This window comes from Alphaproteobacteria bacterium, from assembly GCA_037200005.1.
Taxonomy (GTDB): domain Bacteria; phylum Pseudomonadota; class Alphaproteobacteria; order UBA9219; family RFNS01; genus JBBCGY01.
Window position 1 is genome coordinate 130,640 of sequence record JBBCGY010000002.1, and the last position, 22,249, is coordinate 152,888.

The 22,249-nt window shown below is 57.3% G+C and carries 21 protein-coding genes, 1 pseudogene and 1 riboswitch; of the genes and pseudogenes, 15 read left to right on the plus strand and 7 right to left on the minus strand.

Features of this window, described 5'->3' with window-relative positions; all coding sequences use genetic code 11:
* The first annotated feature begins 15 nt into the window (after positions 1 to 15).
* The 5 genes and pseudogenes from WDO70_10305 to WDO70_10325 all read left to right on the plus strand — a co-directional run bounded on the left by WDO70_10305 (position 16) and on the right by WDO70_10325 (position 4,829).
* Positions 16 to 1,467, plus strand: coding sequence for a sigma-54 dependent transcriptional regulator (locus WDO70_10305; GenBank protein MEJ0063561.1), 1,452 nt, complete (start codon positions 16 to 18; stop codon positions 1,465 to 1,467).
* 15 nt (positions 1,468 to 1,482) lie between these two features.
* A complete protein-coding gene (locus WDO70_10310; GenBank protein MEJ0063562.1) occupies positions 1,483 to 2,157 on the plus strand; it encodes an HAD family hydrolase in 675 nt (224 codons plus the stop codon).
* Positions 2,158 to 2,340: 183 nt separating this feature from the next.
* On the plus strand, positions 2,341 to 2,595 hold the full coding sequence (hfq, locus tag WDO70_10315; protein MEJ0063563.1) for an RNA chaperone Hfq: 255 nt from the start codon (positions 2,341 to 2,343) through the stop codon (positions 2,593 to 2,595).
* Between the two features lie 77 nt (positions 2,596 to 2,672).
* Positions 2,673 to 3,869: pseudogene (gene hflX, locus WDO70_10320) on the plus strand (GTPase HflX).
* Positions 3,870 to 3,977: 108 nt separating this feature from the next.
* On the plus strand, positions 3,978 to 4,829 hold the full coding sequence (locus WDO70_10325; GenBank protein ID MEJ0063564.1) for an inositol monophosphatase family protein: 852 nt from the start codon (positions 3,978 to 3,980) through the stop codon (positions 4,827 to 4,829).
* Between the two features lie 9 nt (positions 4,830 to 4,838).
* On the opposite strand, the gene WDO70_10330 is transcribed toward WDO70_10325, so the two are convergent.
* Complete coding sequence (locus WDO70_10330) at positions 4,839 to 5,105, minus strand: type II toxin-antitoxin system RelE/ParE family toxin (GenBank protein ID MEJ0063565.1); 267 nt, start codon at positions 5,103 to 5,105, stop codon at positions 4,839 to 4,841.
* Positions 5,105 to 5,284: an antitoxin gene (locus tag WDO70_10335; protein MEJ0063566.1), complete on the minus strand. Its 180-nt coding sequence runs from the start codon at positions 5,282 to 5,284 to the stop codon at positions 5,105 to 5,107. Before WDO70_10335 ends, WDO70_10330 begins: the two co-directional genes overlap by 1 nt.
* A gap of 144 nt (positions 5,285 to 5,428) precedes the next feature.
* On the opposite strand from WDO70_10335, the gene WDO70_10340 reads away from it, so the two are divergent.
* The 3 genes from WDO70_10340 to WDO70_10350 are packed head-to-tail and all read left to right on the plus strand — an operon-like array spanning position 5,429 to position 8,705.
* Positions 5,429 to 6,505, plus strand: coding sequence for a hypothetical protein (locus WDO70_10340; protein MEJ0063567.1), 1,077 nt, complete (start codon positions 5,429 to 5,431; stop codon positions 6,503 to 6,505).
* On the plus strand, positions 6,502 to 7,572 hold the full coding sequence (gene argC / locus WDO70_10345; protein ID MEJ0063568.1) for an N-acetyl-gamma-glutamyl-phosphate reductase: 1,071 nt from the start codon (positions 6,502 to 6,504) through the stop codon (positions 7,570 to 7,572). Before WDO70_10340 ends, argC begins: the two co-directional genes overlap by 4 nt.
* A 5-nt stretch (positions 7,573 to 7,577) precedes the next feature.
* Entirely contained in the window at positions 7,578 to 8,705 is a 1,128-nt protein-coding gene (locus tag WDO70_10350) for an aminotransferase class III-fold pyridoxal phosphate-dependent enzyme (GenBank protein ID MEJ0063569.1), read from the plus strand.
* Here the strand turns inward: WDO70_10350 and WDO70_10355 are convergent.
* Together WDO70_10355 and WDO70_10360 are read right to left on the minus strand one after the other, a co-directional pair.
* The gene (locus WDO70_10355; protein MEJ0063570.1) at positions 8,702 to 10,114 is read right to left on the minus strand and encodes a hypothetical protein; all 1,413 of its coding nucleotides are present in this window, start codon (positions 10,112 to 10,114) and stop codon (positions 8,702 to 8,704) included. The genes WDO70_10350 and WDO70_10355 overlap by 4 nt on opposite strands.
* A gap of 157 nt (positions 10,115 to 10,271) precedes the next feature.
* Complete coding sequence (locus tag WDO70_10360) at positions 10,272 to 11,675, minus strand: hypothetical protein (protein ID MEJ0063571.1); 1,404 nt, start codon at positions 11,673 to 11,675, stop codon at positions 10,272 to 10,274.
* Between the two features lie 130 nt (positions 11,676 to 11,805).
* On the opposite strand from WDO70_10360, the gene WDO70_10365 reads away from it, so the two are divergent.
* Entirely contained in the window at positions 11,806 to 12,090 is a 285-nt protein-coding gene (locus tag WDO70_10365) for a 4a-hydroxytetrahydrobiopterin dehydratase (protein MEJ0063572.1), read from the plus strand.
* Between the two features lie 26 nt (positions 12,091 to 12,116).
* Positions 12,117 to 13,040, plus strand: coding sequence for an acetylglutamate kinase (gene argB, locus WDO70_10370; protein MEJ0063573.1), 924 nt, complete (start codon positions 12,117 to 12,119; stop codon positions 13,038 to 13,040).
* A gap of 175 nt (positions 13,041 to 13,215) precedes the next feature.
* On the opposite strand, the gene mazG is transcribed toward argB, so the two are convergent.
* Positions 13,216 to 14,052, minus strand: coding sequence for a nucleoside triphosphate pyrophosphohydrolase (gene mazG, locus WDO70_10375; GenBank protein MEJ0063574.1), 837 nt, complete (start codon positions 14,050 to 14,052; stop codon positions 13,216 to 13,218).
* A 904-nt stretch (positions 14,053 to 14,956) separates the two neighbouring features.
* Between mazG and WDO70_10380 the strand changes: the two genes are divergently transcribed.
* From WDO70_10380 to WDO70_10400, 5 genes are all read left to right on the plus strand, one after another.
* Positions 14,957 to 15,691 (plus strand): hypothetical protein, encoded by a 735-nt coding sequence (locus WDO70_10380; GenBank protein ID MEJ0063575.1) that lies wholly within the window; start codon positions 14,957 to 14,959, stop codon positions 15,689 to 15,691.
* Positions 15,692 to 16,048: 357 nt separating this feature from the next.
* The gene (locus WDO70_10385) at positions 16,049 to 17,323 is read left to right on the plus strand and encodes a sigma 54-interacting transcriptional regulator (protein ID MEJ0063576.1); all 1,275 of its coding nucleotides are present in this window, start codon (positions 16,049 to 16,051) and stop codon (positions 17,321 to 17,323) included.
* 20 nt (positions 17,324 to 17,343) lie between these two features.
* Positions 17,344 to 18,906, plus strand: coding sequence for a hypothetical protein (locus tag WDO70_10390; GenBank protein MEJ0063577.1), 1,563 nt, complete (start codon positions 17,344 to 17,346; stop codon positions 18,904 to 18,906).
* Positions 18,907 to 18,930: 24 nt separating this feature from the next.
* On the plus strand, positions 18,931 to 19,812 hold the full coding sequence (locus tag WDO70_10395; protein MEJ0063578.1) for a helix-turn-helix domain-containing protein: 882 nt from the start codon (positions 18,931 to 18,933) through the stop codon (positions 19,810 to 19,812).
* Between the two features lie 48 nt (positions 19,813 to 19,860).
* A complete protein-coding gene (locus WDO70_10400; protein MEJ0063579.1) occupies positions 19,861 to 20,661 on the plus strand; it encodes a helix-turn-helix domain-containing protein in 801 nt (266 codons plus the stop codon).
* A gap of 107 nt (positions 20,662 to 20,768) precedes the next feature.
* Here WDO70_10400 and WDO70_10405 read toward each other — a convergent pair whose 3' ends face one another.
* Both WDO70_10405 and WDO70_10410 read right to left on the minus strand, forming a co-directional pair.
* Positions 20,769 to 21,554 (minus strand): hypothetical protein, encoded by a 786-nt coding sequence (locus tag WDO70_10405; protein ID MEJ0063580.1) that lies wholly within the window; start codon positions 21,552 to 21,554, stop codon positions 20,769 to 20,771.
* 13 nt (positions 21,555 to 21,567) lie between these two features.
* A complete protein-coding gene (locus tag WDO70_10410; protein MEJ0063581.1) occupies positions 21,568 to 22,059 on the minus strand; it encodes a low affinity iron permease family protein in 492 nt (163 codons plus the stop codon).
* 90 nt (positions 22,060 to 22,149) lie between these two features.
* A riboswitch (SAM riboswitch) is annotated at positions 22,150 to 22,229 on the plus strand.
* Positions 22,230 to 22,249 lie beyond the last annotated feature (20 nt).

Genomic DNA, 22,249 nt, shown 5'->3' on the forward strand with positions numbered 1-22,249 from the left:
GATAGGAAGGACAGCATGAAAGACGAAAAGACTTTAGTGCATGACATTCTGATCGTCGATGACGAGACGGACATCCGCTCTCTGATCGAAGGAATTCTCAACGACGAAGGCTATAAAACCCGTCAGGCCGCCAGCGCCGAAGAAGCCCTCAGCGCGATAGCAGCGCGGCGTCCCAGCCTCGTCATCCTTGACATATGGCTGCAGAACGGCCGCATGGACGACGGCATGCAAATTCTCGATCAGCTGATGCGCGATCATTGCGACATGCCGGTCATCATGATCAGCGGCCACGGCAATATCGAAACGGCGGTCGCCGCGATCAAGAAAGGCGCTTATGATTTCCTCGAGAAGCCGTTCAAGGCTGACAGGCTGATTCTTCTCGTCCATCGGGCGCTGGAGGCCGCGCGGCTCAAGCGCGAAAATACCGAATTGCGCTTCCGCGCTCATACCGAGCAGGATTTGATCGGCAAATCTCCCGCCGTCAACCAATTGCGCCAGCTGATCGACCGCGTGGCGCCGACCAGCAGCCGCGTGCTCATCACCGGCCCGGCAGGCGCGGGCAAGGAAGTCGTCGCCCGCATGATTCATGCGAAGTCAAAGCGCGCAGGCGCGCCGTTCATCGTCATCAATTGCGCTACCATGAGGCCGGAACAGCTTGAAGTGGAATTATTCGGCGTCGAGCCAAACGCCAATGGCGGCGTGCGCAAGGCCGGAACCTTCGAACAGGCTCACGGCGGCACGTTGTTTCTCGACGAAATCGCCGACATGCCGATCGAGACGCAGGGCAAGATCGTGCGCGCCCTGCATGAGCAGGTGTTTTGCCGCGTCGGCGGCTCGACCAAGGTCGAAGTCGACGTGCGCGTCATCGCCGCCAGCAATCACGATCTGCAGGCCGAGATGGAAGCGGGCCGTTTGCGCCAGGACCTCTATTACCGTCTTAGCGTCGTGCCGATCAAGATGCCGGCGCTCGCGGAACGCCGCGACGATATCCCGATGCTCGCCAAATACTTCCTGCAGCGCGCCACCGAGATATCCGGGTTGCTGCCGCGCGATCTGAGCGAAGAAGCCGTCGCGGCCCTGCAGGCCTATAGCTGGCCCGGCAACGTGCGGCAATTGCGCAACGCAATGGAATGGCTCCTTATCATGGCGAGCGACACGATGGGGTTGATCCGCTCCGACGCTTTGCCGCCGGAAATCACCTCGTCTTCGCCCAATGTGCTGCGCTGGGAGCGAGGAGGGGAGATCATGGCCCTGCCGCTGCGGGACGCGCGCGAGATGTTCGAGCGCGAATATCTTCTTGCCCAGGTCACGCGCTTCGGCGGCAATATTTCCCGCACGGCGAGCTTCATCGGCATGGAACGGTCGGCGCTGCACCGCAAGCTGAAGCTGCTCGGCGTCCACGGCAATAACGACAACAAGATCATCGCTGCCGTTGCCGAGCATACCGGGTCTGAACGAGTCAATTAGAGGGATTAGCCGGGCGTGTCTTCCTTTGCCGGAGCGACTCCGCAATTTCCTCGATCTCTTCCCGATCTCGTGATCTTCGACTGGGACGATACGCTGGTCGATAGCTATGCCGCCATTCATGCCGCGATCAACGCGGCGCGGGCGGCTTTCGGCATGGAAGCCTGGAGCTTGGAAGAGGCCAGGCATAACTGCCGCCGGGCGCTCACGGAGACATTTCCCGAATGGTTCGGCGCGGACTGGCATCGGGCGCGTGATGTTTTCTACGCGACGTTCGCCGACAATCATCTCAGCCTGCTGAAAGCCATGCCCGGCGCGGAAGACTTGCTTGATGTCCTATGCCAAAAGAAAATTCCGCTTGCCGTTTGCAGCAATAAGAATGCCGCATATCTGCGCCAGGAAATCAGTTTTCTCGGTTGGGACCGGTATTTCGGAGCTGTCGCGGGGGCAGGCGACGCGCCGCGAGGCAAGCCTGCTCCGGATGGGATTTATCTAATCTGCAAACAGCTTGGGCTGAAGGATGACAGCGTTTCCTGGTATGTCGGCGACAACGATATTGACATCCAAACGGCGGAAGCTGGAAGCTGTTTACCCATCATTTTGGGAAATAACGTAAGCAATGCAACGCTTGGTACGTGGATACCATTTGGTAACTGTATTGAATTAGCGGACATTATTAGAAAAATTTGTTGAAGACAGCTGAATACATTGACCCTCAATTAAGTATTTGTTTAATCGGTTATGTCTTAATAACAATTCGCTTATGTTTGTCGAGCAGATCCACGCGATCAAACGCCCTCTGTTTGATGTGATTGCGGTCTGCGCTAATACCGCCATCAAAGGCATATAAGTTAGTTCAGCTTGGGAGCAATGTTTATGACTGATAATAAGTCGCAGAATGTGCAAGATGTTTTTCTCAACTATCTGCGCAAAAATAAAACGCCGGTGACGGTATTTTTGGTCAATGGCGTTAAGCTTCAGGGCATTATTACGTGGTTCGATAATTTTTCGATGCTGCTGCGGCGCGACTCCCACGCTCAATTGGTCTATAAGCACGCCATATCGACCGTCATGCCGACCGTACCGATACAGCTATTCGAACCGTCGGTCGATGATGCGGATCAGACCTAAGCTTGACAGTCATACCTCATGATTCCGGCAAAAGAACCACGGCTTTAATCGTCAAGCCGATCCTTTCCGGCTCCCATGCCGCGCGCAGCCATGAGTCCATGCTGGCCGAGGCGCGGGGCCTCGCCGAAGCCATCGACCTTGCCGTCATCGATGCCGTCATTGCCAAGGTGTCTTCGCCATCCGCCGCGCACCTGCTTGGAAAGGGATGGGTCGAGAAAATCGGCCAGCAGATCGAAGAACATAAAATAGACCTGGCGATCGTCGATCACGCTCTGGCGCCGATCCAGCAGCGCAATCTGGAACGCGCATGGAAAACCAAGGTTATCGACCGCACCGGCCTGATCCTGGAAATATTCGGCGCGCGCGCCCGGACGAAGGAAGGCCAGCTGCAGGTGGAACTGGCGTCGCTGAACTACCAGCGTTCCCGCCTGGTGCGGTCATGGACTCACCTTGAACGGCAGCGCGGCGGTTTCGGCTTTCTCGGCGGCCCCGGCGAATCTCAAATCGAGCTCGACCGCCGCCTGATCGATCATCGTATCCTCAAGATCAAAAACGAGCTGAAAGATGTCCGCCGCACCCGTTCCTTGCAGCGCCGCGCCAGGGAAAAAGCGGCCATGCCCACGGTGGCGCTGGTGGGCTACACCAACTCCGGAAAATCGACTCTGTTCAACCGCCTCACGGCAGCGGACGCTCTAGCCAAAGACATGCTGTTCGCCACGCTCGATCCCGCCATGCGTTCGTTGAAGCTGCCGGGCAATCGAGAAGCGATCCTGTCCGATACGGTCGGATTTATCGCCGATCTGCCGACGCAGCTTATCGCCGCGTTCCGCGCTACGCTGGAAGAAGTCCAAAGCGCCGACGTTATTCTCCACGTCCGCGACATCGCGCATCCCGACACCAAGGCGCAGATGCAGGATGTCGAAACCGTTCTTGGCGAACTGGACATTCAGCCCGGCGACGCGCGCATCATCCAGGTCTGGAACAAAATCGACTGCCTGCCCGAGGGAAGACCGGAAATTACTGGCTGAAGAAGCATCTCGCCAAAGTTTCGACGCTACCCATGCTTCGCCGGACTCGCCGAAGTCAAGCATCACGGCGGCGCGGGCGTGGCGGCGATATCGGCCCTGACGGGAGAGGCATTCCGGTATTGCTGCGGCAAATAGAAGCGGCCCTGGGCCCAAGCGGAGGAAATCGTCCGGATCAAAATTCCTCTGGCCGACGGCGCCGCGATGGCCTGGATCCATTCGCATGGAAGAATTATCAGCCGTCAATGACATAAACGAGACAGCCGAGGTAGAAATAGCGTTGTATCAAGCCGATCTTGGCCGTTTCGGCAGCGGTTTATGGGGTAGACTGCAAAGAATCATAACGAGTCCCGCAAAATGCTCCCTATCGATCCCCAGAAAGTCACGGAATTCCTGCGCGAGGTAGGGCGCACCGTTATCATGCCGCGATGGCGTAATCTGCAGGCCGGAGACATCGCCGAAAAAAGCGGCCCGCATGATCTGGTGACGATCGCCGACAAGGAAGCGGAGAAGGCCTTAGCGCCTATGCTTCAGGGTATTCTGCCGGGGTCCCTGGTTCTCGGCGAGGAGAGCTATGCCGCCGACCCGGCCGTGCTCAAGGCGCTGCAATCGGAATATCCCGTATGGATCATCGATCCCATCGACGGGACAAGCTCATTCGCTTCCGGCAAGGAAGATTTCGGCACCATCGTCGCGCTGGCACATCGCGGCGAGGTTCTAACGGGATGGATTCACCATACGATCACGGGGGATACATTGACCGTCGAACGAGGCGGGGGGGCGTGGTTCCGGGGCGAACGATTAAAGATGCTGCCCTCGGTTCCGTTCGCGCAAATGCACGGCATCGTCGGCATCCGCCTGCAGCCATGGCTCAAGAAATATCCGGAAAAAGACAAGCCGACCTATGACGCGCGCGGCTTCATGGCCTGCGATGTTTACGCAACGCTTCTGACGCCGCAGAAACTTTTCAACAGAAGCGAAGGCAGGCAATATCATTTTCGTGCCTCCAGCGGCTTCACCCATCCGTGGGACGACGCCGCCGGGGTTCTGGCGATACGCGAATCCGGGGGCGAAGTCATGAACTGGGACGGCGAGCTATACCGCCCCGACATGTTCGATGACGGCCTTATCATCGCGCCCTGTTATGACGATTGCGTCAGGCTGCGCGACTGGCTTAACCCGGCTTATCTGGCTTTTCGCGGGAAGTAAAAAAGAGATTTATGATTGCTGCTTGCCATGGCGAACGCGCAGGATGAAGACTTGGTTTGCCACGACGGAATAGCGGATAATGTAGGGATATACGAGGGTGAGTTCGCGCAAATTCTGGCTAACCAGCCTTCCTCTATGCGGGAATAGAGCCAGGTCGTTTCCGGCCTCTATGAGACGCACGCCCATATCCTCTGCCGCTCTTGGACGAAAGTCGCTGATATAACTGCGGATTCTTTGAACATCGGCGAGGGCCGATGCCGTCCATACGATGTCCATCAGCGGAGGGGCGGAGCCGGGCAGGGCAATTCATCGGGCTTGCCCCAAGATCGCAGCCATCGCACGACATCCTTATGCGGTACGACGCGCCCGGCGGCGACATCTGCCTGAGCTTCGGCCAAAGCGCGCTTCTCCGCATCCTCGTCAATGGCGTCAAAAATAGGGCTAGGATCTGTCATGCTCGGGATTCTCCATATCCTCAATCGAGACCAATGCATCATATCATACTATTTTTATAACCGACACAATTTTAAGATTTGCTTAGCAACCTCTTGGAATGCTTTTATAAAGGCTCTAGAATATAAGTGAAAAACAGGATCATTATGAAAACCATCATCGTCGACAAAATCGCATCCATCGCCCAGGCCTGCAATCTGCGGCATGAATTGCGCGTCGCCACCGACAATATCCCGAGCGAGGAAGGCACGGTGCTGGTCGTGGAAATTCTGACCAACAAATCCACCTACAACACGTTGGAGCTTATCGACGGACGCATGGCGAAGGTTGCCAAGGGCGATATCGTCGTCGGCGCGCTCGGCCATCGCCAGGCCTTGTTCGGCTATTCGGGGCATCTGCCGGAGCAGGTGAAAGAAGGCGACGTTATTCAGATGCTGAATATCGGCGGCGTTCTCGGCATCTGCGATTCCATCAATCCCGACAGGGGCACGCCGTTCGATTGCCGGGTTCTCGGCGTTGTGCTGCAGTTCCCTTATCTGGGTGAGCGGATCGGCGTTCCGGCGCGGGTCGGCTATGGGCCGCTGGATTACAGCGCCGGGGTCAACATCCAGGGCGTACCCGTGGTCGCGCTGGCGGGCACTTGCATGGAAGCGGGAAAGACCGCCGCCGCTTGCGCCATCATCAGCCGGATGAAACGGCGCGGATTGTCGGTCCACGCCTTCAAGGCGACGGGGGTTTCGCTACGGCGCGATATTCTGGCGATGGAAGACGCGGGAGCCAAGCGCAGCGCGATCTTCACCGACTTCGGCATCGTCACGACCACGGCCAAGACCGGCCCGGCGATCACGCGCACCCTGCTTACGGAAATGGCGCAGGGTAAGCCGGATGTCATCGTCTTTGAACTCGGCGACGGGCTGCTCGGCGCGTATGGCGTGGAAGCGATCCTTTTGCAGGAAGATATCCGCACGGCGCTGACCGCCGTCGTGCTGTCGGCGAACGATCCTGTCGCGGCCTGGGGCGGCGTAAAATTGCTGCGGGAGAGATTCAATATCGAGCCAAGCGCCGTGACCGGCCCGGCGACCGACAATGCCGTCGGCGTCAATATCATCCACGAGCAGATGGGCGTTCCCGCGATCAACGCCATTACTAATGGCGCTGCCCTTGGCGATCAAATCATCGGCAAGGTATCTCCGGAATGGCGCGATAAGGCTGCCGGAGAATGAGCGCGGCGGCAGGAAAAATACCCACCATCGTTCTTGGCGGCACAGGCTATGTCGCCGGGGAACTGCTGCGGCTGGTGGCGGGTCATCCGGGGCTGGAGCTTAGAGCGGCGCTGTCCGACAGCCAGCCGGGCGAGTTGGTGGCCGCGTCCTTCGCGCATTTGCGCCCAGCCTATCCCGAACTTAAATTTTCCTCGCTCGATGAAGTCAGGCAAATCGTCGCGTCGCTTCCGGTTTCCGCTATTTTGTCCGCGGCCCCGCATGGCGTGTCGGCGGGATTGATCGACAGCCTGCTTTCGGCGGCGGAAGCGAAAGGCGCCGCGCCGCGCGTCGCCGATATATCGGCGGATTTCCGTTATGCCACGGCTGCGGCCTATGAGGCCGTCTATAAGCATCCGCATGGCGCGCCTGGAAGGCTCGCGCAATTCACCTGCGCCGTGCCGGAGCATCTCGATAAACTGGCGACCAGGCATGTCGCTCATCCCGGCTGCTTCGCCACCGCCATTCTGCTGGCCAGTGTGCCGCTGCTTAAGCTGAAGCTCATAGAGCCGGCGCTGTTCGTCGCGGGCATTACCGGCAGCACGGGTTCCGGACGCTCGCCGACGCCGGGCACGCATCACCCGCAACGCCATAGCGACCTATATGCCTATAACGCCCTTGGGCATCGGCATACGCCGGAGATTACGGCGCTCGCCGCCGCCGCATCGGGCGTCGAGGCTAATTTCCGTTTCGTGCCGCATTCCGGCCCGTTCGCGCGCGGCATTCACGTCACGGTTCAGGCCAAGGCGCGACAGCCCATTAAGACCGGCGATCTGCTGGCCGCGCTCGGCGATTTTTATCAATCGTCGCCCCTCGTGCATGTCGGCAAAGACATGCCGCGCATCAAGGATGTCGCCGCCAGCAATTACGCGCGCATCGGCGCGGTTGCCGATGGCGAGACTGTTGCCGTCATGTGCGCGATCGATAATCTGGCCAAGGGCGCGGCGGGCGGCGCGATCCAGTGGATGAACCGGATGCTCGGTTTGCCGGAAACGATGGGCCTCGCCGCGCCCGCGCCGGGATGGACCTAAGCCCCATGGACCATCTCGCGCCGGTCTATTCGCAATATCCTCTCGATATAATTGGAGGGGAGGGCGTTTATCTCACCACGAAGGATGGACGCCGTATCCTGGATTTATATGGCGGCCATGCGGTCGCGGCCTTGGGCTACGGCCATCCGCGCTGGCTGGCGGTTCTGGAAGCGCAGGCGAAATCGCTGGTGTTTCAAAGCAACGCCGTGGCCGTCGATGTGCGGCATAGGGCGGCGAAAAGACTGGCGGAATTTTGCGGTCTTGGCCTCGATACGGTCTTCTTCGTCAATTCCGGGGCGGAAGCCAACGAAAATGCCCTCAAAATCGCCTGCAAGCTGACCGGCAGAAGAAAGATCGTCGCCGTCGAGGGGAGCTTTCACGGACGGACCGCGGCGGCCGGTGCGGTGACGTGGGGCGCGCAGAAGAAATGGTACGGCTTTCCGCAAGCGCCCTTCGACGCGGTTTTTATTCCCGGCACGGTCGAAGCGGCGTCGGGCATTTCTGACGATACAGCAGGAATCATCGTCGAGCCGGTTCAGGGCGTCGCCGGAGCGCTCGATCTGCCTCAGGAATTTTTGCAGGCGCTGCGCAAGCGCGCTACCGAAATCGGCGCGGTGCTGATTTTCGACGAGGTGCAATCCGGCGTGGGGCGCACCGGCTATCCCTTCGCCGCCAATATGGTCGGCGTTACGCCCGATATCATCACGACGGCTAAGGCGCTGGGCGCTGGATTTCCGGTTTCGGCGATACTGCTCGCGGCATCCGTGGCATCTGAACTAAAGACCGACGATCTGGGCACGACCTTTGGTGGAGGCCCGATGGCTTGCGCGCTGGTCGAGGCCGTGGTCGACATCATCGAGTCCGAGAAGCTCATGGATAATGTGCGGGCGCGTTCGGAGCAGATACGGCAGCGCTGTATCATCGGGCCGGTGACCGGCGCGCAGGGCGCGGGCCTTTTGCTGGGCCTGAGAACGTCCCGCCCGGCCAAGGACGTGCAGGCGGAACTGCTGCGGCATGACATATTCCTGGGCGGCAGCGCCGATCCGAACGTCATGCGCATTCTCGCGCCTTATACCTTAGGCGGCGAGCATGTCAAGCAATTGCGGGATGCGCTGTTACGGATTGGCGGCTAACGCCGCAGAAGCCAAGAGGCGCTCTCCGGCAGCGGCGCGACATATTGCGATCTGGCTTTGGGCACCATGGATGTGATCGAAGTCGAATAGTCGCCTGGGGTCTGCGGCCTGATTGCCATGCCGACGGCCTCGCCAAAGCCGCTAAACACGCCGATGAACACCATGATCCCGAGGATCGCCCTGGATGCATGTCGCTCCGGCGTGCGCAGCCCCTCGATCGTGTTGAGAATAACGAGCGTTATGGGCAGCATTGAGCCGTGCAACATGATTTCGTTGCACAATCCTACTTTAAAGAACGGCATGGCCAGCAACAGGCCGACAGCGGCGGCGGCTGGCGGCTCAATGGCGCGCCGAGCGGCATATGCCGCCAGCGCGAAAACGCCGAATTCGAGCATGACGAAAAGCGCATAGCGTCCGACGAATTCAGCAAGCGGCATGTCGCCTAGCGTAGTCCATTTCTCCTGCAAAAATGGGCCAAGGCTGTAATAAGCAGCGAGCAGCGCCAGAGGAATAAGGGCGGCTATGTTCCGCGCGCTCAGGAGGCTGGGGATATTCCGCAGATGGAGCGCCGCGACGATGATGGCGAAGGAAAGAGCGGTGAAGGGCGACCAGAACGCCAGCACGGTAAAAATACCCGCCGCTCTTTTCATAAACCAGGGTTTGTCCCAGCCTTGATAAAGCAGCGAAGCTCCAAGCCATGCCGCGACGGCATGCTGCGGCATCCATGACAGGGAGTAGCTTTGCGCCCCCATGATCCATCCATGAGGAAACCTCATCCATTCTTCGATATATAGCTCGGCTTCGGTTCCCTTCGGGTGCGGATGAACCCAATGGATAAAATCCGATTTGATGATATCCAGCCCGATGAAATCCAATCCGCCGAAAAACAGGACGATCAGGACAATGGCGGCGATCCATGCCGGATTCTTCGTCTCGCGCGTGGCAAGAAGGAGGAAAAGCAGAACGCCGAGCGCCATCCAGGCGCAGAACAGAAATTGCGAGGGCTGGCCGATCAGCTTCGACAGCAGCGCGGGCACGACGTAAAAACCGATTCCGTAACGCAGGATTTCCGGGCTTTGGGTGCTTTGGAAGATGACCGGCCAGTCATGTTTGACCAGATCGTTGTATATCAAGCGATGCTTGACCAAATCTATAAACGCCACGCCTTCGATCAGCGGGCTGGTTCCGCTTAAGGCGACGACGATGATCGCCGCCAGCGCCAGAACGATGAGGCGCGCGGCGGGAATTTTCGCGGTGCGCTCGAAATCCGGCAGCACGCACCATAGGGTGAGAAGGGCTAAGGGGACGCCAATCCATGGCGTAAGCCATCCCAGTTCGACGGCAACCGCCGGAAGCGCGAGATAGGCAATGGCAAGAAAATGCAGGCCATCGGCTTTGGAACGAACCAAGGAGGCGCATGCTGCGCCTCGGTCTTTACGGAAAATCGAATGCCGGATTAATGTTTCAAAACGTTGCAGCATAACCGGCGTGCCTCACGACAAAGAATTTCAGTAATTTAATGTCCTGAAAATTAACAAACGGCTAAATTGTCCGGCAATGGCGCGATTAGCGCCGCAGAAGCCATGAGGCGCTCTCCGGCAGCGGCGCGATATATTGCGGCCTTAATTCCGGCGGCATGGACGCGATCGAAGCTTCATAATCTCCGGGGTTCGGTTTTCGCGCCGCGTCGATCACCGCATAGCTGAAACCCGTGGTCAGGCCGATAATCACCAGGCCTTTGAGCGCCATTTTCGCGACAGAGCGCTCATGCAGGCGCAAGGTGTCGATGACGTAAAAGATCATGAGCGTCAGCGGCAAAATCGTTCCGTGCAGCATGATTTCGTTGCCCCGTCCGACATATAAGAACGGCAGCGCCAGCAGCAGTCCGGCGGCGGCGGCGGCGGGCGGATCGATGGAACGCCGCACGGCATAGGCCGCCACGACGAAAACCCCGAATTCGAGCACGACGAAAAGCGCATAGCGCCACGCGTATTCAAAGAGCCGATGGCTTTCGGAAATATTCCACTCGGCTTGCAGAAAGGGGCCGAGGCGGTAATAGGCGGCGAGCAGAGCGAGGGGGGCGAGGGCCGCGATATTCCTTGTGCTCAGAATGGCGACGATATTTCGCAGATGAAGCGCCGCGACGATGGCGGCGAAGGAAAGCGCCGTGAAGGGCGACCAGAACGCCAGCACGGTAAAAATGCCGACGGCTCTTTTCTTGAACCACGGCTTGTTCCAGCCCTGATGGATCAGCGAGGCTCCGAGCCACGCCGCGACGGCATGCTGCGGCAGCAGCGACAGGGAATTTTCCTGCGACGGCATGATCCAGCCGAACGGGATTCTCGCCCATTCCTCGATGTGAATGTGAAGTTTTTCGTTCATCGCGGCGGAAAGAAACAATCGGCCCAAGACATCCAGCCCGCTGAAGAACAGCAGGATGAAGGCGGCGAACGCGACCCATGTCGCGCGCTCGATATGCCGCGTGCCCAGAAGCAGAAAAATCCAGACCCCCAGCGCGAGCCACGCGCAAAGCAGGAATTGCACCGGATGTCCCGCGAGCTTCGACAGCAAGGCGGGCACGGCATAGAACCCGATGCCGTAGCGCAGGATTTCCCGCTCCTGGCCGCCATGAAAGACAACAGGCCAGTCATGCCTCACCAGATCGTTATAGAGCCAGCGATGCTTCGCCAAATCCATGAACGATCCGTTGGCGATTAGCGGGCTTATGCCGGTGAAGGCGACAATCGCGATGGCGGCCAAGGCCAAACCCGCCAAATGCCATAAAGGAATTTTTTCTCGAAACGCGCATCCAGGCCACACGCACCATAGGGTAAGAATGGCGCAGGGAATTCCAATCCATGGCGCAAGCCATCCCAGTTCGACGAGAACCACGGGAAGCGTTAAATAAGCAATGGCCGCGCATTGCAGGCTATCGGCCTTGTCGGATGAAATGATGGGGCGGGACGGCATTCCGGGCAATCTACAGCAGGAGGCCGCCACCGATCAATTCTTCTCTCTTGCGGCTTTGCGTCTCTGCCGCTAGCTTTCGCCCATGAACGATCTGGCCCAAAAAGACTGCGTGCCTTGCAAGGGAAATGTCTTGCCCTTAAAACAGCATGAGATCGCCGCGCTTATGCCTCAACTGGCGGATGGCTGGCGCGTCGTGGACGCGCACCATCTTGAGAAAGAATACGCGTTCAAGGATTTCCGCGAGGGGCTCGATTTCGTCAATAAGGTCGGCGAACTCGCCGAGCGGCAGAGCCATCATCCCGATCTCTACCTCGCCTGGGGCAAGGCGAAAGTGACTTTGTGGACTCATAAAATCGACGGCCTCGCCGAAAGCGATTTTGTCATGGCAGCCAAGATAGACGAGATTCACGGCTGAGTTTTATAAACGAAAGAGGCTTATCAATGGTCAAGCACCATACCAATACCGATCCTTCCGCCACGGTTCGCGCGCTGAAGAAGGCGACGCCCTATATCCGCATGTTCAAGGGCAAGGTTTTCATCGTCAAGGCGAGCGGCGGCGTTTTCGGCGACATGGCCGCGACGCACGCGCTGCTGGAGCAGGTGGCGATTTTGCTGCAGGTCGGAATCCGCGTCGTCATCGTGCATGGCGGCGGGCAGCAGCTTACCGACATCCAGAAATCGATGGGCATCGAGACGATCATGGTGGCGGGACGGCGCGTGACCGACGCCAAATCGATCGAAATCACCAGCATGGTGCTGAACGGCCTGGTCAATACGCAAATCCTCGGCATATGCCGTGAACTCGGCATCGGCGCGGTGGGGATTAGCGGCGTCGCGGGAGGGCTTATCCAGGCCCATAAGCGCCCGCCGGTCATGGTCGAGGGCGAGAATGTCGATTACGGCTTCGTCGGCGATATCGACCTGGTCGATTCCAAGGTATTGCGGCAATTGCTCGATGACGGCCTGATGCCGGTGGTCAGCCCGGTCTCCGCCGACGACAAGGGCACGCTGCTCAATATCAACGCGGACACGGTCGCGGCGGCGATAGGCGCGGCGCTGAAGGCCGAAAAGCTGATCGTCTGCACGGGCGCGCCGGGCATCATGGAATCGCTCGACGATCCCCGGTCGCTGGTTTCCTATACCGATCTCGACGGGCTGAAGAAGCTTCAGGAGAAGGGCAGCCTCAAGGACGGCATGCTGCCCAAGGCCAAGGCCATCGAGGAGGCGATCCGCGGCGGCGTGCGCCGGGTGCATATCATCTCCTATAAGGCCGAAGACAGCATTCTGGCCGAAGTCTTCACGAATGAAGGCACCGGCACGATGATCGTCGAGGACATCAAGGCATTGAGCGCGGCGGAGAAGTGATCCTAAGCTTATCAATGAAAATATCCATATATTCTAATGATATATAAGCAAGAATAGCATTGCATTGAATCATTGAATCAAGATTTTCAGGCTCGATTTCGAAGCGGGAATGAGTCTGGCATAAAAAGCACCCCATAATTTTTATATATATTATTATATATCAATTATTTATATGTTATTCTTGATTTTTTACTTTAATCCATGCCTGTTCCCACTCCTGCAGGCTAATAGGGGTGGTTTGCAGGTTTTTTATGCTTAAAACGGCTTCCATGCCCCTAAAACGGCGTTCGAACTTGCGATTTGCTCCTCGAAGAGCCGTTTCAGGGTCGATTTTGAGCTTATTGGCCAGGCAAACGACCGTAAACAGCACGTCTCCCAGCTCATCGACCAGTCTATCCCGGTCGCCGGACGGGATTTCGGCTTTAAGCTCCGTGATCTCTTCTTCGAGCTTCGGAAATACATCTTCGGCCTTTTCCCAGTCGAAACCGGCACGCGTCGCGCGCTGGACGATCTTCTGCGTGCGGCTCAACGCGGGCAGGGCCATCATAACGCCGTCCAGGACGCTCGGCGGCGCGCCGTCAGTCTGCTTCGCGGCGCGCTCTTTGGCCTTATCCTGCTCCCAGCGTTCGGTCATGGCCTCGGCGGTAGCGATCGTTTCGTCGCCGAAGACATGGGGATGCCGCCGAACCAGCTTATCGGCGATGCCCTGGGCGATGGCGGCGAAGTCGAACCGGCCTTCCTCGCGCGCCATCTGGGCGTAAAACACGATCTGCAGCAAAAGGTCGCCGAGTTCTTCCTTCAGCCCCTCGAAATCGCCTTTTTCGATGGCGTCCACGACCTCATAGGCTTCCTCGAGCGTATGTTTGGCGATGCTGGAGAAATCCTGCTTCAAGTCCCATGGGCAGCCGCCGTCCGGATCGCGCAGCCGAGCCATGACGGCCAGCAGGCGCTCCATCGGGTCCGCTGGCAGGCCGAGAAGGGCGTCATGGGATGAGGCGGGAAGGGTGGTCATGGGCAATGCATCTCCGTCATAAGCTCTCACGATAAGTCGGGCTATTGACCAGAAATGTCAATTTTCGTGCAGGCATTAAATCCTAATTACTTTCAGGAAAATCGAATAAGGTGAGGCCATTGAAATGACAATGATTAACGCGCGCGATTATTAAGAAAGACATTGGGGGCCGGGTATGAGCCAAGAGAGCAAGATTTCAAAACTGATGCGACAAGCCGGGCGGGCTTTGACCTTTCCGGTGCGCGAAGTTGCCGCGCGCTATCAGCATGCACGGCGTTGGGGCCGGAGTTCTACGCGAGCGGCGCTGATGGCTACAGGCGCACCTGTATTGGCAACCGGAACGGCGGCAGGCCTTGCCGACATCGCGGCGGCTCATTATGCCAGTCATCCCGTCATAGCCGCCGTTGCGGTGGGAACCGCTGCCTTGTTCGTCGTGACAGGAAGATCTGCCGCGAGGCGCGAGCGCCAAGCTAAGAAGTTATCCTCCCATGATAAAAAAATGCTGCAGCGGCAAGAGGATATATATTTGGATTTTAAAGCAAGCGGTCGCTTAACAAACAAGCCGACTATCGCGGAACGGCTCAATCAGCTTGATTGCGACGTTCAATATCATGGCCCTTCAGGTCTCACCTCATGGGAACATGTGACCAATTCTCTTATTGCCGGGCTGGTGAGCGTTAGAAAACAAATTGAAATCTGTCCAGCCATGGCCAACCAAGGCATTATCAATCAACTTGCCAATATCCGTGACGGAATTGAACCTCCTTCCGCAGCGGATATACGCCTCGTCCGTTATAATAACCTCCATAATATCAGCCTTCTTCGGCATTGCGTCGAGCATAGCATTGAATCTATCGCCGCGCTGGATCCCGCCATTAAAATTCCTCCGTCGATGAGCCGGGACATGTCTAATGCCGTGAGGAATGCCGCGCGTTCCTTCATCGGCCGCGCCGATGCCGTCAATCTCGATGCCGATACCCGCCTGGAAGCCATTACGGAATACACGCAATTGATCGGCCATGAATATCCGCGTTTTGCGCATCGCGAGCATGTAATAACGTTGGGAAAGATTGCCGAAAAAGACAGTTCCATAGCCGTCAGGCAGGCGGCGCTGGAGGCGATCAAAATTCTTGGGGAGGCCGCGCCGCAGGTCAGGCCGCCGGAAAGCGCCACCAATAACTGGCTCGCGATCAGCGCCGCCCAGAACCAGGGCAATCCTGACCTTCTGCTCTCCATGGTTATCGGCAATGAGGACCCGGAAGTGCAACTCGCCGCAATAGAAAAATTCGACAATTTGCTTGCGGGCGACGCTTCTCCCGCCGGTTTCTCGACCCAGCGCCGGGCCGAAAAGGTCGAAATGATTCTTGATCGCTGCCATGCGCGCTTCACGAAACTATGCGCGGAAATCGACGGCGCCGCGGATCAAACCCGCCGTGATGAAATGATCGGCCAGGCCAAAGGCGTCGTCGCCGTCGCCGAAGCCGCGAAGAATGTTCGCCAAATCATGATGGCCGTAAATCCTGCCATCATCCTGAATATGGAAGATTATGCTTTTCTATCGCAGGACACTCTTCCGGAATGGGCGCGCGGCGTCGGCAAGAAAAATGTCCGCATCACAATAGACCTCCGCGCCGAATGATAAACCGCCGCCCCCGCCAGCGCCCGCCGGCGCCGCCGCGCCATTGCCGCTGCGGCCGGAGGATGATACCGCCGTTCTCGCCGCAGGCCCGCCCTCGTCGCAACGTCGGTTAAGCGCGGGGTAGAAGAAGGAAGGGCGAGGAGGGGCGGTTTTCTGGTCAAAAACCCCCCTTGCCTGGGCAATGCGCGTCAATATATAGTTGTCGCGATACAAGCTTGCCTAGAACTTAAAGTCATATTTTACCCGGTTTCGTTGACGTCTGGATTATTGACATGAATCAGATAATGCCGCCTGCGGCGGCGACTGCACCTCGCGCCGAAGCCTTGGGTATAGGACGATATCAGCACCCATCCGAGCATGGCCGGCGCCCTGAACATGGCTCGCCGCGCGGCAGCCTCGCGGGCCACGCCGCCGGTTTCCGTGCTCATCACGGGCGAAACCGGCACCGGCAAGGAACTTCTGGCCCGCGCCATCCATAACGAAAGTCCGCGCAAGCATGGGCCGTTCATTGCCATCAACTGCAGCGGCATTCCCGAAACTCTGCTCGAAAGCGAGTTATTCGGATACAAGCAGGGCGCTTTCACCGGAGCGGTCAGGGACAAGAGGGGCATGTTCGGCGCGGCGGAAGGCGGCACGCTGTTCCTGGACGAAATCGGCGACATGCCCATGGCGTCTCAGGCCAAATTGCTGCGCGTTTTGCAGGAACATGAATATACGCCGCTCGGCAGCACGCAGCCCCAGCGCACCAATGTGCGCATCATCACGGCCACGCATCGCGATCTCGAGAAGGCCATCGCCAAATCCAAATTCAGGAGCGATCTGTATTACCGCCTGAGCGCCGTTCCGATCCATCTGCCTCCGCTGCGCGAACGGCCGGAAGACACCCTGCGTCTGGCCGAGGAATTATGCGAGCGTTACAATGCCGAGGAGGGAAGAAAATCCGCGGGATTTCAGGAGTCAGCCCGAAAAGCTATGGCGGAATATTCATGGCCCGGCAATGTGCGCGAACTGCAAAACGTCGTCCAGCGCGCCGTCATTATGACGGACGAAGGCCAGCCCATCGGCCTGGAATATGTGAGGGTCGAAAATATGCGCGAGCTGCAAAATATCATCCAGCGTTCTGGAATGGCGACGGAGGAGGGCAGGCAGCGTCCGATCCTCGTTCCTGAACATGCAAAGATCGCCTCGCCGCAGGATAAAGACGACTTGCCGGTATTGGCCGGGGCGGAAAACAAGAGCGGAGACATCATATCTTTGAACTCGAATAAAATAATCGCAGCGGAAGAGGCTGGGATGGGCGCTGACGCCGAACCCGTCTCCTCTGCGCCGCCGCCTCCCGCCAATCCGCCTGTTATCAGCGATGCGCCCGCGCCCCCGGTTCCGGTTGCAGCATCTAGCCCTACGGAATTATACCGGCTGTCGTCGATACGCCAGTCGCGGCGGTTACCGTTGCCGAAGCATCATCATCCGCCCCCGTGGACGCTTTGCCGCCGATTGCCGATAAGCCCGTTTCGATTCCTGCTCCCGCAATATCATCTGTGCCTGCGGAATCTTTGCCTCCTGTCGCCGATGACAAGCCGCCCGTTTTGTCCGCTTCCGCGCTGGATGCGGCGGCAGAAGCATCAAGCATAGGTCCTGCGACGCCGCTCGCGTTGCCTTCTTCCGAGGCAGCTATGGAACGCAGTTTCGTTCTTTTAGTCCGGGAGGACGGCACCAGAAAATCCTTGGACGAAATTGTCGGGGAAACATATGCGACTACGATTAGAGCCGCCCGCGGCAATATCGCGGAGGCTGCCCGCATGCTGCAAACTCACTGGAAAACCGCGCGGAAGCATATTGCCAAGGCTTCGCTTCCTAAAGCATTCAGCTCTCCGGAATCCTTGCCTGCCCATAGCGTTGTGTTTTTAACCGAGAAGGATGGCTCCTGGAAATCTATCGGCCAGATTAAGGATGAAGCATGCGCGGTCACTCATGCATTCGCCCAAGGCAATGTCGCGCAGGCCGCCGGCCTATTGGGGATTTGTTCGGACAGCATGCGGCGCAAAATTGCCGATCATCTTTCTCGGACTCCCTCCGCGGAATCGGATAACATCATCCCACAGCCGCCACAGAAACAGAATAATGACTGGCGCGCGGCGACCGGACAATTCATCAGGGACGTACGCTACGAAAAAGGCGACAACGTCCGGGATGTCGTTTCCGATGTTACCATTCCTCATCTCACGAATCCCAAAGTATGGAGAGAGATCGAAGCGGGGTCTCCGAATATCGCGCCGAACCTTTTCAGGGCGGCCATCCAGGAGACATGCAGGCTGTATGCTATCGCGCCGGACGCAGGAGAACCGAAGCGTCTTCTCGGGCTTATGCAATCGGAGGCGGGAATTCAGCTCGAGCGGCAGCCTCTGCCGGGTTCGGAAAAAAAGCCGGTGGCCGGTCCGCAGAACGCTGCCGGTCTTTGGAGCCATCCTTTCTTCCAGGCCGCTCCGGAAATGACCGGCAAGCTTCAGGCGAGAAGAAATATTTCAACCCAGGCCGACATTGCCAGGCTGTTATATGAGCGTGGACACCATAAAAACATTCATGCTGCCCAATCTGCCTTGTCAGGGTTTCTTAATAGCAGTGGACAGGAATTCGGCAAAGCCGGCATGGCTTCCGCGCCGCCTATGGCCGTCCATATTGCCAGCCTCGTCAATATGACGCCGCAGGAAGCCTTTCTGACCCTGGCCGTTGAGCAAGAGAAGGGGGGCGGCAAAAAGCGTCCTGAAGCCGAGAGTCTCCGGAAGGACAATCATCGTTCTGAATCCACGGCTCCGCGGCCGAAGGGCAACCCGGGCAAACCGCTTATCAATTATCTCTTTTTTCAGAGCGCTACCGAACTGACGGCCAGACTGAAGGAAAGGGGCATTCGCACCATGGCCGATCTTAGCAAAGACTTGGTCCAGCGTGGAAAATACGCGAACACGAATAGTGCCAACACAGGGCTGTGGAAGTTCCTCAAACAGTGGGAAGACCTCTCTGCCAAAACATCTCCTTTGCTGACGCCGGTTGTGGAAAGCATCATTTCCGAATGCGGCGGGTTTTCACCGCATGAGACTAAGGCGTTATGGGGAGGCTGGGTGGCGGAAAGAATTCAGCAGGCGAACCATTATGCTCCCGAACCTCCAACCGGTCATTCTGGCCCGGGAACGCCTCTGCCGGAATCGAAGCCAGCATAAAAACTTTATGACAGGATCGGCCTTATGGATCATATAGCAGCGCGCGCGGCGGCAGTAAAATCCCGCGCCAACATGGACCCAACAACGCCCACGGCTCTGCTTTTGATCCGGGACGATGGCACCAGGAAATCCATGAAACAAACCGTCGCGGAAATATACGCGGCGACGATTAAAGCCGCCAAAGGCAATAAGGCGCGCGCTGGCCGCATGCTGAAGGCTGCCCCGAAAATTGTGCGCAAGCGCGCTCGCGGGATTCCGGACTTTCATGCAGAAGCGCCCGGCCTCTCGGAATCCTTGCCTGCTCATAGTGTTTTATTTTTGACTAAAAAGAACGGCGCTCGAAAGTCCCTTAGCCAGCTCAAGGGAGAAATATATGCGGCGGCGCTTGAAGCCGCTGAAGGCCATCAAGCCCTGGCCGCCCATGCGCTCGATATTGACCGCACTACCCTGTACCGGCATAGGGACGACTGGGCAGGCCAAATATCGAAAGAGAAGAAAGCGTCGCCGCGCAGCAAGCCGCTTGTCAGCCATATCTTTTTCCAAGCCGCCACCGAATTGACGGCCCGGCTGCAAGACATGGGCATGCATACGGTAAACGATCTTGGAAAAAAATTGATCGAGCAGGGAATATATAAGAATACCAATAGCGTCGGCGCTTCAATGTGCGTTTTCCTTCGGCGGTGGCAACGAAAGGACAATTTATCGAAACGCACTTCCATCATGCTGCCTCCGGTTGGCCGGTATATCGTCCTGGATGTCGCCCATTTCAAGGCGCGTGACGTCCCGACGCTGATGAAGGCTTGGCGGGAGAGGGCAAGCGAAATGCTCGAACATAAATTTGTTCCAGAGCCGCCATCGGACAAATATTCCGGCCCGGCTTCCGTGCCTTTGGTGACGCCTAGATAAGAAAATAACGCGGCCTCTTTTTCATTTTATTAGGGAGATTGTATCGCCATGAACGACATCGTTGATCTGAATCGCCAGAATCCAGCCGAGGATAAGGCTCCGGGTGAAACGCTCAATCTGCTCCGCGCGGGCGGCGCGAGAAAAACTCAAAAGGAAGTTGTAGAAGAAGCCTTGGCGGCGGCACTGGCGGCGCATGGCAACAATACAACGAAAATGGCGGCTGTTATGGGTATCGGTCGGGCCACCATCTACAGGAGGTATGATCCTCATGCCTTGCTAAGGCTACATGGACAGACTTCGGCCGAGAATGAGATGGGCGCGGTTGAGACGCTCAATTTGCTCCGCCCGGACGGCACGAGAAAAACCGTAAAACAAATCGGGCGAGAAACTTTGGCGGCGGCGCTGAAGGCGCATGGCGGCAGCGTAATCAAGGCCGCGAGTGCCGTGTGCGTCGGTCGAAGCACCTTATACAGGCGCGATCCGGAAAGCTTGTTTAGCGCGTTATTGGATGATCATCCTTTTTTTAGCGCCGCGCAGGAGATGACTCGCAGACTGAAGGAGAGGGGCGTTGCAAGCCGGGCCGATTTGGCCAAGCTGTTGCATCAGAAGCAATTATATAAAGACTTCAAATATACCCAATCTGTCTTATCGGCGTTTCTTACGCGCGAGTCATATAACCATCCTTGCCGGATGCCCGCGATCGCTGCTCATATCGCAGGCCTCGTCGATATGACGCCCCAGGAAGCCTTTCCGCCTAATCTTTATGCCGGCGGCTGTAGGCCAAGAAAATCGCGAATGAATAATTATTCTGCGCCAGCGGCGGAATTGCCTGCATCAAAGCCTGTGTGAACTCAAGAACTGGTGGTCGGTGGGGAGCATGGCCAGCATCGCCCGACCTACATCCAATTGCCGCATAAGATATATTATGTTAAATAATATGGTCATGAGAGAGGGCGCTAAACGCGCATCTTCAGGAAGAATGCTTTGTGGCGGTTGAAGAAATAGGCCGTGCCGGCGGTGACGGCAATGGCGATGAAATAGAGTGCGGGAATGTTATCGACGGGAATGAACGCAATCGCCGCCGTAAATACGACCATGCTGTAATTGCCGATAACCGCCCCGCGAAAGAAAGTGATCAGCGCGTCGTAGCCCCACTGAATTTGAGTCATGATAAACAGTACGGTCCAGAAAACCGGAAATGAAGAAAACATGCCGCTATATTTCGGCCCTATGATGTGCGCCAGCCCGGTAATCAGTAAAAGCGGAATTAATACGGCCACGGCGCGGATGGGAATGTCCCATGATGTTCCCGCCGGATGGATATGCGGTTTGGGCGGAATCCGGGATATAAAAATCGTATTGATTGCCATGGCTAGAATGCCCAGGACTATTTGAAAGACAGGAGAAATCTGCAGCAAAGACTGGAGATAAAATACGCTCAGGCATGCGCCCATGCCGCAAATCCAGCAGAAATACCATGGCCTGGATTGGGCAAGATGCATATAGGTCAGCGCATAAGCCGAAGTGCCGAGCAGCGCCGCCGCCGTTTCCGGCGCTGCCGCGCGGGCAAAAGGCAAGCCTTGCTCTACGGCCAGGAATATCGAGATCGGCCCCGCCACCAGCGGCAATCCGCCGATCATGCCGCCTATGCTGTGACCCCACCGCTTTTGGGCATAGGACACGACGGCGATTAAGGCCGGAATAACGCACAGCTTGAATAAAAAGAGCGAGCTAAAAATCATTATGTTCTGTGCTTCACGGAATGGCTTGCCCCTTCTCCTCCTCGATTTCCATGCCCTGCTGCTTCACATGGATCATTTTCCGCCTATGACGGATCTCAGCCTCCTCGATGGAATGGGATTTCGTCAGCACCGTGTCCTTCTTGGCCATCAGCGCGAGCTTTGTATAATGCAGATGCAGAATATCGAGCTCGTCTTCGGGAAGATTTTCGACATCAATCAGACGGTTGCTCGCGCCTTCGATGGCCGCGACGATTTCGTTGAGCTTCAAGGCAATCGCTTTGGCATCCTTATTCTGAGCGCGCTGGATCAAAAAGACCATAAGAAAGGTCACGATCGTCGTGCCCGTATTGATGACAAGCTGCCATGTGTCGGAATAGTGAAACAGCGGCCCCGACAGAATCCATAGGATAATGACTCCCAGCGCGATCATGAAGGCCGTCGTCGTTCCCGTCCATTTCGTTACGGCGTGCGAAAAATGCTCGAATATGTTGTTTTTCTTCTTCATGGGAGGGGCTTTCTTTTCCTGCAGCGCGAGGGCCGGATTGAATTTGGTCACGGCAAATTATAGTTTTCAATACAAAATTTACTATGTATGATTATGCCTCGTGTCTCATTTGATCCATCAGCTTGCGGGCACGTTAAAGGAATGGCTAAAGCGGTGGGCCGGGCATATTGACGAAAAATATGCGCGTTCC

Bases quoted from the DNA above. Each gene is read 5' to 3' on its own strand.
- WDO70_10305 (MEJ0063561.1), top strand. From the start codon at position 16: ATGAAAGACGAAAAGACTTTAGTGCATGACATTCTGATCGTCGATGAC.
- hfq (MEJ0063563.1), top strand. From the start codon at position 2,341: ATGACTGATAATAAGTCGCAGAATGTGCAAGATGTTTTTCTCAACTAT.
- WDO70_10325 (MEJ0063564.1), top strand. From the start codon at position 3,978: ATGCTCCCTATCGATCCCCAGAAAGTCACGGAATTCCTGCGCGAGGTA.
- WDO70_10330 (MEJ0063565.1), bottom strand. From the start codon at position 5,105: ATGGACATCGTATGGACGGCATCGGCCCTCGCCGATGTTCAAAGAATC.
- WDO70_10335 (MEJ0063566.1), bottom strand. From the start codon at position 5,284: ATGACAGATCCTAGCCCTATTTTTGACGCCATTGACGAGGATGCGGAG.
- WDO70_10340 (MEJ0063567.1), top strand. From the start codon at position 5,429: ATGAAAACCATCATCGTCGACAAAATCGCATCCATCGCCCAGGCCTGC.
- argC (MEJ0063568.1), top strand. From the start codon at position 6,502: ATGAGCGCGGCGGCAGGAAAAATACCCACCATCGTTCTTGGCGGCACA.
- WDO70_10350 (MEJ0063569.1), top strand. From the start codon at position 7,578: ATGGACCATCTCGCGCCGGTCTATTCGCAATATCCTCTCGATATAATT.
- WDO70_10360 (MEJ0063571.1), bottom strand. From the start codon at position 11,675: ATGCCGTCCCGCCCCATCATTTCATCCGACAAGGCCGATAGCCTGCAA.
- argB (MEJ0063573.1), top strand. From the start codon at position 12,117: ATGGTCAAGCACCATACCAATACCGATCCTTCCGCCACGGTTCGCGCG.
- mazG (MEJ0063574.1), bottom strand. From the start codon at position 14,052: ATGACCACCCTTCCCGCCTCATCCCATGACGCCCTTCTCGGCCTGCCA.
- WDO70_10380 (MEJ0063575.1), top strand. From the start codon at position 14,957: ATGTCTAATGCCGTGAGGAATGCCGCGCGTTCCTTCATCGGCCGCGCC.
- WDO70_10385 (MEJ0063576.1), top strand. From the start codon at position 16,049: ATGGCCGGCGCCCTGAACATGGCTCGCCGCGCGGCAGCCTCGCGGGCC.
- WDO70_10395 (MEJ0063578.1), top strand. From the start codon at position 18,931: ATGGATCATATAGCAGCGCGCGCGGCGGCAGTAAAATCCCGCGCCAAC.
- WDO70_10400 (MEJ0063579.1), top strand. From the start codon at position 19,861: ATGAACGACATCGTTGATCTGAATCGCCAGAATCCAGCCGAGGATAAG.
- WDO70_10405 (MEJ0063580.1), bottom strand. From the start codon at position 21,554: ATGATTTTTAGCTCGCTCTTTTTATTCAAGCTGTGCGTTATTCCGGCC.
- WDO70_10410 (MEJ0063581.1), bottom strand. From the start codon at position 22,059: ATGAAGAAGAAAAACAACATATTCGAGCATTTTTCGCACGCCGTAACG.